The sequence below is a fragment of the Streptomyces sp. M92 genome, from assembly GCF_028473745.1.
GTDB lineage: Bacteria > Actinomycetota > Actinomycetes > Streptomycetales > Streptomycetaceae > Streptomyces.
Map to the genome: position 1 here is coordinate 7,267,133 of NZ_CP101137.1, position 15,279 is coordinate 7,282,411.

12 protein-coding genes and 1 rRNA gene are annotated in these 15,279 nt (G+C 70.6%); 2 read left to right on the forward strand and 11 right to left on the reverse strand.

Annotated elements, in window-relative coordinates; translation table 11 throughout:
- Positions 1-224: 224 nt before the first annotated feature.
- Positions 225-1,755: ribosomal RNA gene (locus M6G08_RS33550) — 16S ribosomal RNA — on the reverse strand.
- Positions 1,756-2,310: 555 nt separating this feature from the next.
- Entirely contained in the window at positions 2,311-3,318 is a 1,008-nt protein-coding gene (locus M6G08_RS33555; RefSeq protein ID WP_272590892.1) for a stage II sporulation protein M, read from the reverse strand.
- A gap of 125 nt (positions 3,319-3,443) precedes the next feature.
- On the opposite strand from M6G08_RS33555, the gene M6G08_RS33560 reads away from it, so the two are divergent.
- Positions 3,444-4,370 (forward strand): RDD family protein, encoded by a 927-nt coding sequence (locus tag M6G08_RS33560; protein WP_272590893.1) that lies wholly within the window; start codon positions 3,444-3,446, stop codon positions 4,368-4,370.
- Between the two features lie 52 nt (positions 4,371-4,422).
- Here the strand turns inward: M6G08_RS33560 and M6G08_RS33565 are convergent, their stop codons facing one another.
- The 9 genes from M6G08_RS33565 to M6G08_RS33605 all read right to left on the reverse strand — a co-directional run bounded on the left by M6G08_RS33565 (position 4,423) and on the right by M6G08_RS33605 (position 14,520).
- Positions 4,423-5,037 carry a hypothetical protein gene (locus tag M6G08_RS33565; RefSeq protein ID WP_272590894.1) on the reverse strand — a complete coding sequence of 205 codons (615 nt, stop codon included), beginning with the start codon at positions 5,035-5,037 and terminating at the stop codon, positions 4,423-4,425.
- 116 nt (positions 5,038-5,153) lie between these two features.
- Positions 5,154-6,611 carry an adenosylhomocysteinase gene (ahcY, locus tag M6G08_RS33570; protein ID WP_272590895.1) on the reverse strand — a complete coding sequence of 486 codons (1,458 nt, stop codon included), beginning with the start codon at positions 6,609-6,611 and terminating at the stop codon, positions 5,154-5,156.
- Between the two features lie 335 nt (positions 6,612-6,946).
- Positions 6,947-7,927, reverse strand: a complete 981-nt coding sequence (locus M6G08_RS33575) for a cation diffusion facilitator family transporter (protein WP_272590896.1) — start codon at positions 7,925-7,927, stop codon at positions 6,947-6,949.
- Positions 7,928-8,052: 125 nt separating this feature from the next.
- Positions 8,053-9,204 carry a mannose-6-phosphate isomerase, class I gene (gene manA, locus M6G08_RS33580; RefSeq protein ID WP_272590897.1) on the reverse strand — a complete coding sequence of 384 codons (1,152 nt, stop codon included), beginning with the start codon at positions 9,202-9,204 and terminating at the stop codon, positions 8,053-8,055.
- A 62-nt stretch (positions 9,205-9,266) separates the two neighbouring features.
- Positions 9,267-10,394, reverse strand: a complete 1,128-nt coding sequence (locus tag M6G08_RS33585) for an SIS domain-containing protein (protein WP_272590898.1) — start codon at positions 10,392-10,394, stop codon at positions 9,267-9,269.
- A 65-nt stretch (positions 10,395-10,459) separates the two neighbouring features.
- Positions 10,460-10,630 (reverse strand): Trm112 family protein, encoded by a 171-nt coding sequence (locus M6G08_RS33590; RefSeq protein ID WP_007450268.1) that lies wholly within the window; start codon positions 10,628-10,630, stop codon positions 10,460-10,462.
- A gap of 265 nt (positions 10,631-10,895) precedes the next feature.
- On the reverse strand, positions 10,896-12,260 hold the full coding sequence (locus tag M6G08_RS33595) for a phosphomannomutase/phosphoglucomutase (protein ID WP_272590899.1): 1,365 nt from the start codon (positions 12,258-12,260) through the stop codon (positions 10,896-10,898).
- Positions 12,261-12,339: 79 nt separating this feature from the next.
- Positions 12,340-13,956 carry an L-lactate permease gene (locus M6G08_RS33600; RefSeq protein WP_272591504.1) on the reverse strand — a complete coding sequence of 539 codons (1,617 nt, stop codon included), beginning with the start codon at positions 13,954-13,956 and terminating at the stop codon, positions 12,340-12,342.
- 141 nt (positions 13,957-14,097) lie between these two features.
- Positions 14,098-14,520: a DUF3499 domain-containing protein gene (locus M6G08_RS33605; protein ID WP_272590900.1), complete on the reverse strand. Its 423-nt coding sequence runs from the start codon at positions 14,518-14,520 to the stop codon at positions 14,098-14,100.
- Positions 14,521-14,814: 294 nt separating this feature from the next.
- Between M6G08_RS33605 and M6G08_RS33610 the strand changes: the two genes are divergently transcribed.
- Entirely contained in the window at positions 14,815-15,273 is a 459-nt protein-coding gene (locus M6G08_RS33610) for a metallopeptidase family protein (RefSeq protein ID WP_073729116.1), read from the forward strand.
- Positions 15,274-15,279: the final 6 nt, after the last annotated feature.

The following is a 15,279-nucleotide window of genomic DNA, read 5'->3' on the forward strand; positions in this document are numbered from 1 at the left end:
GCCGGCACTGAAGGAAGATCATTCCCTCAGACACCCAACAGCGTGCCCGGCCCAGTCCCGCCCGGTGATCATGCGTTCCACGCTCCGAAGAGCAGTACTAGCAGCCACCGACCCGTGGTCTGAACCGAGTAGTCAACGTTCCACCCATGAGCAACCAGTGCGAGACGTTCGCTCGCATGCTGGCCTCTGAACCAAGCAAAGCCTGGATAAGAAGTGCTCCTTAGAAAGGAGGTGATCCAGCCGCACCTTCCGGTACGGCTACCTTGTTACGACTTCGTCCCAATCGCCAGTCCCACCTTCGACAGCTCCCTCCCACAAGGGGTTGGGCCACCGGCTTCGGGTGTTACCGACTTTCGTGACGTGACGGGCGGTGTGTACAAGGCCCGGGAACGTATTCACCGCAGCAATGCTGATCTGCGATTACTAGCGACTCCGACTTCATGGGGTCGAGTTGCAGACCCCAATCCGAACTGAGACCGGCTTTTTGAGATTCGCTCCACCTCGCGGTATCGCAGCTCATTGTACCGGCCATTGTAGCACGTGTGCAGCCCAAGACATAAGGGGCATGATGACTTGACGTCGTCCCCACCTTCCTCCGAGTTGACCCCGGCGGTCTCCCGTGAGTCCCCAACACCCCCGAAGGGGCTTGCTGGCAACACGGGACAAGGGTTGCGCTCGTTGCGGGACTTAACCCAACATCTCACGACACGAGCTGACGACAGCCATGCACCACCTGTACACCGACCACAAGGGGGACCCTGTCTCCAGGGTTTTCCGGTGTATGTCAAGCCTTGGTAAGGTTCTTCGCGTTGCGTCGAATTAAGCCACATGCTCCGCCGCTTGTGCGGGCCCCCGTCAATTCCTTTGAGTTTTAGCCTTGCGGCCGTACTCCCCAGGCGGGGCACTTAATGCGTTAGCTGCGGCACGGACAACGTGGAATGTTGCCCACACCTAGTGCCCACCGTTTACGGCGTGGACTACCAGGGTATCTAATCCTGTTCGCTCCCCACGCTTTCGCTCCTCAGCGTCAGTATCGGCCCAGAGATCCGCCTTCGCCACCGGTGTTCCTCCTGATATCTGCGCATTTCACCGCTACACCAGGAATTCCGATCTCCCCTACCGAACTCTAGCCTGCCCGTATCGACTGCAGACCCGGGGTTAAGCCCCGGGCTTTCACAACCGACGTGACAAGCCGCCTACGAGCTCTTTACGCCCAATAATTCCGGACAACGCTTGCGCCCTACGTATTACCGCGGCTGCTGGCACGTAGTTAGCCGGCGCTTCTTCTGCAGGTACCGTCACTTTCGCTTCTTCCCTGCTGAAAGAGGTTTACAACCCGAAGGCCGTCATCCCTCACGCGGCGTCGCTGCATCAGGCTTTCGCCCATTGTGCAATATTCCCCACTGCTGCCTCCCGTAGGAGTCTGGGCCGTGTCTCAGTCCCAGTGTGGCCGGTCGCCCTCTCAGGCCGGCTACCCGTCGTCGCCTTGGTGAGCCATTACCTCACCAACAAGCTGATAGGCCGCGGGCTCATCCTGCACCGCCGGAGCTTTCGAACCTCACGGATGCCCGCGAGGATCAGTATCCGGTATTAGACCCCGTTTCCAGGGCTTGTCCCAGAGTGCAGGGCAGATTGCCCACGTGTTACTCACCCGTTCGCCACTAATCCCCACCCGAAGGTGGTTCATCGTTCGACTTGCATGTGTTAAGCACGCCGCCAGCGTTCGTCCTGAGCCAGGATCAAACTCTCCGTGAATGTTTACCCGTAATCGGGTGACACCACGAGAGCGGAACAGTCGGAGGAATAGTCCGACCGTTCACAGCGTCCTCGCTGTGTTATTTCAAAGGAACCTCAACCCGATCGAACCGATCAGGTCGGGGTATCAACATATCTGGCGTTGACTTTTGGCACGCTGTTGAGTTCTCAAGGAACGGTCGCTTCCTTTGTACTCACCCTCTCGGGCTTTCCTCCGGGCGCTTCCCTTCGGTCTTGCGTTTCCGACTCTATCAGATCTTTCCGATCCGATTTCCTCGGTGCTTTCCAGGTTCCCGCTTTCGCGTTTCCCTTTCCGGCGGTTCCGACTTTATCAGAAGTTCTGAGCCGGTCTGACCGGCCGCTCATTTCCGATTCATCGGGAGGTGCTTCGCCGAATTCTGTGATCCGGTGGAAGCCGATAGTTTCTCACCGTCGCCCTCCGGGGGTGAACCCCTCTCCAGGCAACTGTTCGAATCTACCTCCCCGCTCGGTCCGTGTCAACGGCTCTTGCGGGAACGAAGAGGACAGTAGCAGCTCGACGGGGGCTGACGCACATCAGGCGGCCGTGGGCACCGTGGCGCTGCGTTCGGACGCCTCGACGTCGCCCGTGTCGCCGGCCCGCGCGGCACGCCCGCCCACGACGTAGACGTAGGCGAGGAAGGCCAGCTCGGCGACGACTCCGATGGCGATGCGGGCCCAGGTGGGCAGGCCGGAGGGAGTGACGAAGCCTTCGATCGCTCCGGAGACGAACAGGACCAGGGCGAGGCCGATCGCCATGCCGATGGCGGCCCGGCCTTCTTCCGCGAGGGCTGCGCGACGGGTGCGCGGGCCGGGGTCGATGAGTGTCCAGCCGAGACGGAGGCCGGTGCCGGCGGCCACGAAGACCGCGGTCAGTTCGAGCAGACCGTGCGGCAGTACGAGACCCAGGAAGGTGTCGAGGCGGCCGGCCGACGACATCAGGCCGAAGCCGACGCCGAGGTTGAGCATGTTCTGGAACAGGATCCAGATGACCGGCAGGCCCAGGAAGACACCCAGGATCAAGCAGAGCGCGGCAGCCCAGGCGTTGTTCGTCCATACCTGCGCGGCGAAGGACGCCGCGGGGTGGCTCGAGTAGTACGTCTCGTACTGGCCGCCGGGACGGGTGAGCTCGCGCAGTTCGCTGGGGGCCGCGATGGTGGCCTGGACTTCCGGGTGCGTGCCGATCCACCAGCCCAGGAGTGCCGCGACGGCGGTCGACAGAAGGGCTGTGGGGACCCACCAGTGGCGGGCCCGGTAGACGGCGGCGGGAAACTGCTGGGTCAGGAAGCGGGTGACGTCGCGCCAGGAGGCCCGGCGGGTGCCTGTCACGGCACTGCGCGCGCGTGCCACCAGTTGGCTGAGCCGTCCGGACAGCTGCGGGTCGGGTGCGCTGGACTGGATCAGGGAGAGGTGGGTGGCCGTGCGCTGGTAGAGGGTGACGAGTTCGTCGGTCTCGGCGCCGGTCAGTCGGCTCCGGCGCCGGAGCAGGGCGTCGAGGCGGTCCCACTCCGCGCGGTGGGCGGAGACGAAGACGTCGAGGTCCATCGGTGTGCCTGCTCCTCGGCTATCGTCGGCGGCTCGTCGTGGATCAGCTTGTCGTACTGCGGCGCGGTGCGTCCTCAGCTTGGCAGACTGGCGGGGCGGGGGCAGTGAGGGGAAGGGTGGCAGGCGTGAGCGAGCTGGTGACGGGCGAGGCCGTGGCGCTGGAGCTGCGCCCCGCCAGGCTGCCCAGCAGGGCGCTGGCCGTCCTGCTCGATCTGGCGGTGGCGGTGGCCGTCTACGTGGCGGTGACCATCGTGCTGGTGGCCTCCACCGCCTCCCTGGACGTGGCGGCGCAGACCGCGCTGTCGATCGCGGCCTTCGTCCTCGTCCTGGTGGGCGGGCCGATCGCGGTGGAGACGCTCAGCCACGGGCGGTCGCTCGGCAAGATGGCCTGCGGGCTGCGGGTGGTGCGGGACGACGGCGGGCCGATCCGGTTCCGGCACTCGCTGGTGCGGGGCCTGATCGGGGTGATCGAGATCCTGATGACGTTCGGTGTCGTCGCCTGTATCGCCTCGCTGGTGTCGGCGCGGGGCCGGCGGCTCGGTGACGTGTTCGCGGGGACCTTGGTCGTGCGGGAGCGGGTGCCGGTTCCGGCGACGGGCTTCATGCCGCCCCCTCCGCCCTGGCTGGCCGGGCGGTTCTCCGAGCTGGACCTGTCAGCGGTGCCCGACGACCTGTGGCTTGCCGTACGCCAGTACCTCACGCGGATGGGGCAACTGGATCCCCGGGTCGGCTGGGCGATGGCGGAGCGGCTCGCCGCGGACGTGGCTGCCCGGACGGGGGCTCCGGCGCCCCGGGAGGTACCGCCCGCCGCGTACCTGGCGGCGATGATGCACGAGCGGCAGGCCCGGGAGGCCCGGCGGGCGTTCGGGAGTGCGCCCGCCGGCGGAGGTGCGCCCTCTGCCGCAGTGCCGTCGGCGCCGGAGGCCGTGGCTCCTCCCACGCCGGTCCATCCGACGACGCCGCCGGTTCCACCGTCGGCAGCACCTCCCGCGGTGCCGCCGACCTCGTCTTCGGACGGCCGGCCCGGTACGGGATTCGTGCCGCCGGCGTAGGACGTGCCGGCCGCCTTCGGGCGGGGGCGCGGCCGCGGCGCCGGCCGTGGCCTCACGCGAACACGGACGGCGGCGAAGCGAGGTCCTCCAACTCGATTCCGGGGGCCGCGAGTACGACGTCCCCTGCGATGTGCACGGGATGCTGCTCGCCCGTGTCCAGGGCTGTGACCTGGTATTCGTCCACGGTCAGGGGGCCGTTGTCAGTGGCGTGTGCTTCTCTGTTCACCAAGGCCCAGGACTGGTCCAGGGTGCGGGGGGCGAGGACCGGATCCGTGAGGGCGACGAGGCGTACGCGGGTGGCCGCGGCGGAGGGGGTGAGGCGCAGGAGACGGGTGGTGGCGACGAGGAAGGCCGGGGAGGTGCCGGTGAAGGCGTGGGCGCGCGCGTTGCCTTCGGTGGCGTGGACTCCGGTGGGGTCGGTACGGACCCAGGTGACACCGTCGACGGCCGCGCCGCGGACCTGCCAGCTCGCGAGGTGGAGTTCGAGGCGGATGGGACGGCCGAGTTCGTCGAGGGCGAGGTCGACGGAGCCGTGCTGGTCTCCGGCGGGTGTGGTCAGCCGGGAGACGTAGCGCCAGCCGGAGGGGCCGGGGGCGCACTGGAAGTGTTCTTCGGCGAGGGGGGTGTGGTCATGCGGATCGTGGAGCGAATACCGGCCGCGGGGCATGGAGGGTCCTGGGTGGTGACGGGCTGCTGGTCCGGCCGCTGAGGCTTCAACGGGGCAGGCCCCCGACACGGGGGTGCGGGGGCCTGTCTCGAAGGAGCCGGCTGGGCTCGGTGGGCTCAGTAGCGGTAGTGGTCCGCCTTGTACGGGCCCTCGACCTTGACGCCGATGTACTCGGCCTGCTCCGGACGGAGCGTGGTCAGCTTGACGCCGAGGGAGTCGAGGTGGAGACGGGCGACCTTCTCGTCCAGGTGCTTGGGCAGCACGTACACGTCGGTCGGGTACTCGTCGGGCTTGGTGAACAGCTCGATCTGGGCCAGCGTCTGGTCCGCGAACGAGTTGGACATCACGAACGACGGGTGGCCGGTGGCGTTGCCCAGGTTCAGCAGGCGGCCCTCGGACAGCACGATCAGGACCTTGCCGTCGGGGTAGGTCCAGGTGTGGACCTGCGGCTTGACCTCGTCCTTGACGATGCCGGGGGTCTTCGCCAGGCCGGCCATGTCGATCTCGTTGTCGAAGTGACCGATGTTGCCGATGATCGCCTGGTGCTTCATCTTGGCCATGTCCGAGGCCATGATGATGTCCTTGTTGCCCGTCGTGGTGACGAAGATGTCGGCCTTGTCGACGACCTCGTCCAGCGTCGTGACCTGGTAGCCGTCCATCGCCGCCTGCAGCGCGCAGATCGGGTCGATCTCCGTGATGATCACGCGGGCGCCCTGGCCGCGCAGGGACTCGGCGCAGCCCTTGCCGACGTCGCCGTAGCCGCAGACGACGGCGGTCTTGCCGCCGATCAGGACGTCGGTGGCGCGGTTGATGCCGTCGACCAGGGAGTGGCGGCAGCCGTACTTGTTGTCGAACTTCGACTTCGTCACCGCGTCGTTCACGTTGATCGCCGGGAACAGCAGGGTGCCGTCGCGGTGCATCTCGTACAGGCGGTGGACGCCCGTCGTCGTCTCCTCGGTCACACCGCGGATCTCGGACGCCAGCTGGGTCCACTTCTGCGGGCTCTCGCTCACCGTGCGGGTGAGGAGTTCGAGGATGACGCGGTGCTCGTCGGACTCGGCGGTGTCGGGCGAGGGGACCTTTCCGTCCTTCTCGTACTCGACGCCCTTGTGGACGAGGAGGGTGGCGTCACCACCGTCGTCCAGGATCATGTTCGGGCCGCCGGTGGGGGTGTTCGGCCAGGTGAGGGCCTGCTCCGTGCACCACCAGTACTCCTGAAGGGTCTCGCCCTTCCAGGCGAAGACCGGGACGCCCTGCGGGTTGTCGGGCGTGCCGTTCGGGCCGACGGCGATGGCGGCCGCGGCGTGGTCCTGGGTGGAGAAGATGTTGCAGGACGCCCAGCGGACCTCGGCGCCGAGGGCGACCAGGGTCTCGATGAGGACGGCGGTCTGCACGGTCATGTGCAGGGAGCCGGTGACGCGGGCGCCGGCGAGAGGCCGCGCCTCGGCGTACTCCTTGCGGATCGCCATCAGGCCGGGCATCTCGTGCTCGGCGAGGGTGATCTCCTTGCGGCCGAAGGCGGCCAGGGAGAGGTCGGCGACCTTGAAGTCCTGTCGGTTGTCGACAGTCGTCATTGCGAGCTGCTCCTCGGGGTTGGGGCGAGGTGGGTACGGCTGACCTGCGCGGCGGCGGACACAGGGGTGCCCAGAAGAGGACACAGGCATGCCCGCGTACGCGCAGCGCAGTCCGTCGGAGGCCCTCTCTCCCTCGGTCGGTCCGTCTGGACCGCCCGACCGCCATCAGCAGCGACGTCTGGCTCCGTCCCAAGCTACACCGGTGGAGCCCGCCGTCCCCAGTCCGCCTCCGAAGACTTCCGGACGTTCACGAAGCGTGACGAGCGGCCCCGGGGGGAGAAGCCGATGGGCCCGCCGAGTGGATCGACGGGCCCGGTGGTGCGAAAGGAGCGAGGTCAGTGGGCGGCGGGGGGCGTGCTGGGGCCGCCGGGGGTGGCCTCGCGGTCCGGGCCCTTGGCGGCCTCGGTCTCGCTGTAGATGTCCGGTTCCAGGTAGATGACGCGGGCGATCGGGACGGCCTCGCGGATACGGGTCTCGGCGGCGTCGATGGCGGAGGCGATCTCGGTGGCCGTGCCGTCGTGGCGGACGGCGATCTTGGCGGCGACGAGCAGTTCCTCGGGGCCGAGGTGGAGCGTGCGCATGTGGATGACGCCGGTGACGGTGTCGCCCGCGACGATCGCGGCCTCGATCTGCTCGACGGCCTCGGTGCCCGCGGCCTCGCCGAGGAGCAGGGACTTGGTCTCGACGGCCAGGACCAGCGCGATGAGGATGAGCAGCACGCCGATGCAGAGGGTGCCGATGCCGTCCCAGACGCCGTCACCGGTGAGCAGGGCCATTCCGACGCCGCCGAGGGCGAGGATCAGGCCGACCAGGGCCCCGAGGTCCTCCAGGAGGACGACCGGCAACTCGGGGGCCTTGGCGTGGCGGACGAACTCCTTCCAGGACTTCTTCCCGCGCAGGGCGTTGGACTCCTTGATGGCGGTCCGGAAGGAGAAGGCCTCGGCGATGATCGCGAAGACCAGGACGCCCACCGGCCAGTACCAGTGCTCGATCTCGTGCGGGTGCTTGATCTTCTCGTAGCCCTCGTAGAGGGCGAACATGCCGCCGACCGAGAAGAGGACGATGGAGACCAGGAATGCGTAGATGTAGCGTTCCCGGCCGTAGCCGAAGGGGTGTTGCGGGGTGGCGGCGCGCTGGGCGCGCTTGCCGCCGAGGAGCAGGAGTCCCTGGTTGCCGGAGTCGGCGAGGGAGTGCACGGACTCGGCGAGCATCGACGACGATCCGCTGAAGAGGAACGCCACGAATTTCGCTACCGCGATCGAGAGGTTGGCGAGCAGTGCCGCCACGATCGCCTTGGTTCCGCCTGACGCGCTCATGTGTCGCGTTGTCCCTTCGCCTTCGTCTGCCTGGTCTGCTAGCGGTGCGCCATTGTTGCAGCCCGCGCGGGTCCCAAAGCGCCGGATGCCCCGTCGGGTGCCTCTCAGTCCGGCGTCGGTCGCCGTCAGAGGCGCACGGTGGCCCGGAAGAGCGTGCCGCTTCCGGACACGTCGGCCTGCTCGCCGGCCGGGACGAAGACGGAGCGGCCGGGGGTCAGTTCGTGTTCGCCCGTTCGTACGGTGCCGGCCGTGCAGAGCAGGATCTGCGGGGCGGGCAGGGTGAGGTCGTGGGCGGCGGCGCCCTCGGGCAGGACGTACCGGGACAGGCGGAACTCGTCGGTCGGGGTGTCGTAGGCCTCCTCGCCGTCGGGGGACGCCTCCGGGCGCAGGACGCCGGGGTCGCCGGCCTCGAAGCGGACGACGCGCAGGAGTTCGGGGACGTCGACGTGCTTGGGGGTGAGGCCGCACCGCAGGACGTTGTCGGAGTTGGCCATGATCTCGACGCCGAGGCCGTCGAGGTAGGCGTGCGGGATGCCGGCGCCGAGGTACAGGGCCTCGCCGGGCTGGAGCCGGACGTGGTTGAGGAGCAGGGCGGCGAGCACGCCGGGGTCGCCCGGGTAGTGGTGGGCGATGTCGGCGTAGGGCGCGTAGGGGCCGCCGAGGCGGTCGCAGGCGGCCGCGGTCTCGGTGACCGTGCGGGACATGTCCTCGGGGTCGGCGGTGAGGATCGCGGTGAGGACCTCGCGCAGGGCGGCGTCCTCGGGCTGGGCGCGCAGCAGGTCGGCGTAGGGCTTGAGGGAGGCGATGCCGAGCCCGTCGATGAGGTCGGCGGTCTCGGTGGGCGGGCGGAAGCCGCACAGGCCGTCGAACTCGGTGAGGGCGCAGATCAGTTCGGGCTTGTGGTTGGCGTCCTTGTAGTTGCGGTGCGGGGCGTCGAGGGGGACGCCGCGGCGCTCTTCGTCCTCGTAGCCGGCCCCGGCCTGCGCGAGGTCGGGGTGGACCTGGAGGGAGAGCGGGGCGCCGGCGGCGAGGAGCTTGAGGAGGAAGGGCAGCCGGGGGCCGAACCTGGCCACGGAGGCGGCGCCCAGTTCCTTCTCGGGGTCGGCGTCGACGACGTCGGCGAGGGTGCCCCGGCCGGTGCGGGAGGGGGCGCCGGGGTGGGCGCCCATCCACATCTCCGCCTGCGGTTCGCCGGTCGGCTCGGTCCCGAGCAGGGCCGGGATCGCGGTGGTGGAACCCCAGGCGTAGGGGCGGACGGTGTTGTCGAGGCGGTCCATGGGCTCTCTCTGCCGGTGCGTGTCCTTGGCGTACGGAGGTGTACGCGGTGGTGCGTACGAGATCAGGCGCCCGAGGCGAGGGCCAGGTAAACGGCGGCGAAATCCGTGATGGCGATCAGTTCGGCGAGGGTCTCCAGCTCGCCGCCCGCTTCGGGTTCCAGCTCGCTGATCGGCGTGTTGTGGCCGAGGGCGAGGTCACGGGCGCCGGGGGCGGCGGTGAGGCCTCCGATGGGGCGGTCGCGCAGGAGCACCACGCGCGCGTGCAGGGTCGGTGTGTCCTCGACGCGGTCGCGGAAGAAGTCGTCGGGGTCGGCTGCGGCGGCGAGCCGGCCGGCGAGCAGGGCGTTGTGCGCGTCCAGGGCCTCGGGGAGTTCGGCGACGACGGCCGGGGTGCCGGACAGTTCGGCGAGGGCGGCGGCGAAGCGGCGGCCCGCCGGTCCGGCGGAGGTGCCCTCGGTCCAGATGGCGGGGAGGGAGTCGGCGAGCTCGGCCGCCAGGGTCTTGGCGGGGTTGCTGTAGGTCGCGATCGCGGGCCCGCAGCGCTCGGCGATGCGGTCGAGGCGGTCGGCGACCTTCTCGACGGCCTCGGGGGGTGCTTCGAGCAGGCCGGTGCGGTCGAGGAGCGCGAGGAGCGGGGTGAGCAGCGCCCACAGCACGCCGGGGGCGGCGCCGGCGAGGGGTTCGTCGTGGTCGTAGGGCGCGGTCGCCATGGGGATGAACAGGCCGTGCGAGGCGTTCACCGACTCGCTGAGCGGGGAGCGGGCGGGGGCGACGGCGACGACCGTGCAGCCCCGGCGGTAGGCCTGTTCGGAGAGCAGGGCGAGGCCCGGCTCGGTGCCGTCGGGGGTGGCGATCAGCAGGAGGTCGACGGAGCCAGCCCAGCCGGGCAGTTCCCAGCGCAGGGCGCCGGCGGCGGGGGCGACGCCGGTGGGGGCGAGGCGGGTGACGGGGCTGCCTGCGCCTGCCAGGGTGCCGAGGAGGTCGGCGGCGTGGGTGGCGGCGGCGCCGGGGCCGGCGATGAGGACGGCGCGGGGGCGGCCGTCGGGCTTGAGGTTGCCGACGCCGGCCTCGGCGGCGTGCCGGGCGGCGGTGCGGACGCGGGCACCGGCCTCGGCGGCGCCGCGCAGGAGCCCGCGGCGGTCGGCGTCCGTGAGGCGCTCCGGGGAGTCGAGGAGCGTTTCGTCGAGCATGGCGGCTGTCTCCGATCGCCGGGAGCGTTCGTCGGGGTGCGCGGCGGGTGGCGGCGGGCCGTCGGTTACTCGGGGCGGCGGGCCTCGTCGACGAGGAGGACGGGGATGCCGTCGCGCACCGGGTACGCCAGGCCGCAGTCCTGGCCGGTGCAGATCAGCTCGGCGTCCTGCTCCTTGAGGGGGGCGTGGCAGGCCGGGCAGGCGAGGATCTCCAGGAGGCCGGCTTCGAGCGGCATGGGGGTTCCCTTCGGGGGCGGTTGGGTTTGTGTGGATGTGCTGGTCAGGGTACCGCCGGTGTGGGGGCGGGTGCGTGGGTACGGGGCAGGTGGGGGGTGCCCGGCGGGGGTGTGGGCGTCGGGGGTGGGTGCGCGGCCCCACGCAGGCCGGTTGCCCGGCGTTGGTGCGGGCCGGGGGTGGGTCGCGCTGCCCGGCGCGGCGGGGTGCCGCTGCGCCCACCCGTGCCGCCCCAGCGGCACGACTGCCCGCAGCTGGGGGGCGGCGTCAGGCGCGGATGATGGTCAGGGCCTCGTCGCGGATCTTCGTCATCGTCGCCTCGTCGCGGGCCTCCGCGTTCAGGCGGAGCAGGGGCTCGGTGTTGGAGGGGCGGACGTTGAACCACCAGTCGGCCGACGACACGGTGAGGCCGTCGAGGTCGTCCAGGGTGACGTCGTCGCGGCCCTCGTAGGCGGCCCTGATCGCGGCGAGGCGGTCGGCCTGGTCGGCGACGGTGGAGTTGATCTCGCCGGAGCCCGCGTAGCGGTCGTACTGGGCGACCAGGGCGGACAGGGTGCCCGGCTGGCCGCCGAGGGCGGCGAGGACGTGGAGGGCGGCCAGCATGCCCGTGTCGGCGTTCCAGAAGTCGCGGAAGTAGTAGTGCGCGGAGTGCTCGCCGCCGAAGATGGCGCCGGTCCTGGCCATCTCGGCCTTGATGAAGGAGTGGCCCACACGGGTGCGTTCGGGCGTGCCGCCGTTCTCCCGCACCACCTCCGGGACGGACCAGGAGGTGATCAGGTTGTGGATGACGGTGCCCTGGCCGCCGTTGCGGGCGAGCTCGCGAGCGGCCACCAGGGCGGTCACGGCGGACGGGGAGACCGGGTCGCCGTTCTGGTCGACGACGAAGCAGCGGTCGGCGTCGCCGTCGAAGGCGAGGCCGAGGTCGGCGCCCTCCTCGCGGACGCGCTGCTGGAGGTCGACGAGGTTGGCCGGGTCGAGGGGGTTGGCCTCGTGGTTGGGGAAGGTGCCGTCGAGTTCGAAGTACATCGGCACGAGGTCGAGGGGCAGGCCGGTGAAGACCGAGGGGACGGTGTGGCCGCCCATGCCGTTGCCCGCGTCGACGACCACCTTCAGGGGGCGGATGGTGGTGAGGTCGACGAGGGAGCGCAGGTGGGCCGCGTAGTCGGCGAGGGTGTCGCGGCGGGTGACCGTGCCGGGGCGTGCGGCCGGTTCGGGGGCGCCGGTCTCGCTCCAGCGCTCCACGAGCGCGCGGATCTGCGCGAGGCCCGTGTCCTGGCCGACGGGGGCCGCTCCCGCGCGGCACAGCTTGATGCCGTTGTACTGGGCCGGGTTGTGCGAGGCCGTGAACATGGCGCCCGGCAGACCCAGGGCACCGGAGGCGTAGTACAGCTGGTCCGTGGAGCACAGGCCGATCTCGGTGACGTCGGCGCCGCGAGCCGCCGCCCCGCGCGCGAAGGCGCCGGACAGGCCGGGCGAGGAGGGTCGCATGTCGTGGCCGACCACGACGGCGCTCGCGCCGGTCAGCTCGACGAAGGCCGCGCCGAACAGCTCGGCCAGCGACTCGTCCCACTGGTCCGGGACCACACCGCGTACGTCGTACGCCTTCACGATCTGCGACAGATCAGCAGCCACGGCCAACCTTCCTGAAAGTCCTGTCGGAGCCCACAAACTACCCGCAACCGCCGGCCGGGCGTCGCGGGGTCGTGGAAGGTCAGGGCAGCATCCAGCCCAGGACCGGCGTCGACTGGCCGACCACGATCAGGCACATCACCAGCAGCAGGCCCAGGCTCCAGGGCAGCACCTTGCGCAGCAGGTCTCCCTCGCGGCCCGCGAGGCCGACGGCCGCGCAGGCGATGGTGAGGTTCTGCGGGGAGATCATCTTGCCGAGTACGCCGCCCGAACTGTTCGCGGCGGCGAGCAGCTCCGGCGACAGACCCGACTCCCGCGCGGCGGTCACCTGGAGGGCGCCGAAGAGCGCGTTGGCGGAGGTGTCGGAGCCGGAGACGGCGACGCCGAACCAGCCCAGCACCGGCGACAGGAAGGCGAGCCCGGCCCCGGCCGCCGCGACGAAGTGGCCGATGGTGGCGGCCTGCCCGGAGAGGTTCATGACATAGGCGAGGGCGAGGACGGAGGTCACGGTGAGGATCGCGAACCGCAGCTCGCGCACCGTCGCGAGCCATTCCCTGACCGCCACGCGCGCGTGCACGCCGAGGACGGCGGCCGTGGCGAGACCGGCGAGCAGCACGAGCGTGCCGCCGGTGGACACGATCGGCAGGGAGAAGGCGTTGCCGCCGACGGGGTTGCCCTCCGGGTCGACGACGTCCAGGAACGGCCAGTCGTACGTCTGGGTCGCCCGCGCCAGCCAGTCCTTGACCGCCGGGATCTGCGCGACGGAGAAGACGGCGACGATCAGGGCGTAGGGCGCGTAGGCCCGTACGACCTCCCGGTGCGGGTCCCGCTCGTCCAGTTCCTCGCTGCGTACGCCGGTGAGGACGGCGGTGCGTACGGGCTCGGCGGCGGGCCTGCGGGCCCGCGGCACGGCGACCAGGGCGCCGGCGCCGAGGAGGGCGGCGCCGATGTCGGCGAGCTGGGCGGAGACGTAGTTGGAGGCGACGAACTGGGCGACGGCGAAGGCGACGCCGCAGGCCAGCGCTGGCACCCACGTTTCGCGCAGCCCGCGCCGCCCGTCCACCAGGGCGACCAGCAGCAGCGGCACGACGAGGGCCAGCAGGGGCGTCTGACGGCCCACCACGGAGGCGACGTCGTCCAGCGGCAGCCCGGTGACCTGGGCCAGCGTCACCACGGGGGTGCCCATCGCGCCGAAGGCGACCGGGGCGGTGTTGGCGACGAGCGAGACGACGGCGGCGCGCACCGGGTCGAAGCCGAGGGCGACGAGCATGACCGAGCAGATCGCGACGGGCGCCCCGAACCCGGCGAGCGCCTCCAGCAGCGCGCCGAAGCAGAAGGCGACGACCAGGGCCTGGATGCGCGGGTCGTCGGACAGCCGCCCGAAGGAGCGGCGGAGGATGTCGAAGTGCCGGGTGCGGACGGTCATGCGGTACACCCACAGGGCGTTCACGACGATCCACAGGATGGGGAAGACGCCGAACACGGCGCCCTGTGCGGCGCTGGAGGCCGTCTGGTCCAGTGGCATGCCGTAGGCGAGCCAGGCGACGAGTACGGCCGCCAGGAGGCCGGTGAGGCCCGCCAGGTGCGCCTTCATGCGGACGCCGCCCAGCAGGACGAGGACGATCACCAGGGGCAGGGCCGCCACCAGCGCGGACAGGCCGAGCGAGCCGGCGACGGGTTCCAGTTCCTGGACGTACACGGGCGCCTCCCCGGATTCCGCCATGCGAAAGCGGTTTCTCGCGACTCCCGGAATGGTCGTGTCCGCGACAACGCTGCGTCAATGGGTGTGCGGTAAACGGATCTGCAGCAACGGTTCGGCGCGGGAGGGAGTGGAGTGGCGTCAGTTGTCCGGCGAGCGCAGCACGCGCAGGTGGCCGCGGCGCGCGACCTCCATCGGGTCGGCCGCGCGGGGACCGCCACCGGCCTCCGCCGCCCGCTCCTGGGGGCGGGCCGCCTCACGGACCGCGTTGGCGAGCGCTTCCAGGTCGTCACCGCTGGGGCGGGCCGGGGCCGAGCCGTCGAGGAGGCGGACGACCTCCCAGCCACGCGGGGCGGTGAGGCGCTCGGAGTGCTCGGCACACAGGTCGTAGCAGTGGGGTTCGGCGTAGGTGGCGAGCGGGCCGAGGACCGCGGTCGAGTCGGCGTAGACGTACGTCAGCGTCGCGACGGCGGGACGGCCGCAGGCGGTGCGCGAACAGCGACGTACAGGGCTCACGATGTTGGACGGTACCGCACTCTTGAGCGGGCCGCGACGACTCCCCACCAGGTCACACCACCGTGTCGCGGTGTGAAACGGGACACACCGCCTCCCGGACACCCCTCGTTGACCTGCGCGGACGACCCGGTCCGGGATGTCGGACGGGTCGGTGAGCGGTCGCGAAACGATGCGAACAGTGACATTTCCCTTGAGATCGGCGGTCGCGGAGAGATACGGAATCGAGCCCGAGCTTGGCTGGAACGGTCATTCGGCGACATGCGTACGGAAGGCCGCGGCGCGCCCCCGGGCCGCGTGTGCGGTCCGGCGCGCGGAACCGCCGAGGACTACCCTTCACCAGTGATGGACAACCCCGTGACGCCCCGTGACGCCGGCCGGCCAGGGCCCCGCAGCCGTGATCGCCACGGCCGGGGCATGCGCGGCCCGATCGCGCCCCCTCAGGTACCGCTCGCCGCGAGCCGCGGCGAGGTGTTCGCGGACCTCGTGCAGGACTCCGTGGAACGCCTGGAACGGCGGTGGCCACAGCTCGCCGACATCGACTTCCTCGTCCTCGACGTGCCGCGGCTGGACGGCGGCGGGGCCGGGGAGGCGTGGAGCGACGAGGCCGTGCCGCTCGGCGGGACGGTGCCCTCGCGGGACGGGCGGCGGGGGCGGGTGGTCGTGTACCGGCGGCCGGTCGAGATCCGCACCAAGGGGCGGGACGAGCGGGCGGCGCTGGTGCACGAGGTCGTCGTGGAGCAGGTGGCGGAGCTGCTGGGGCTGACGCCGGAGACGGTCGACCCGCGGTACGGAGAGGACTGAACGGGA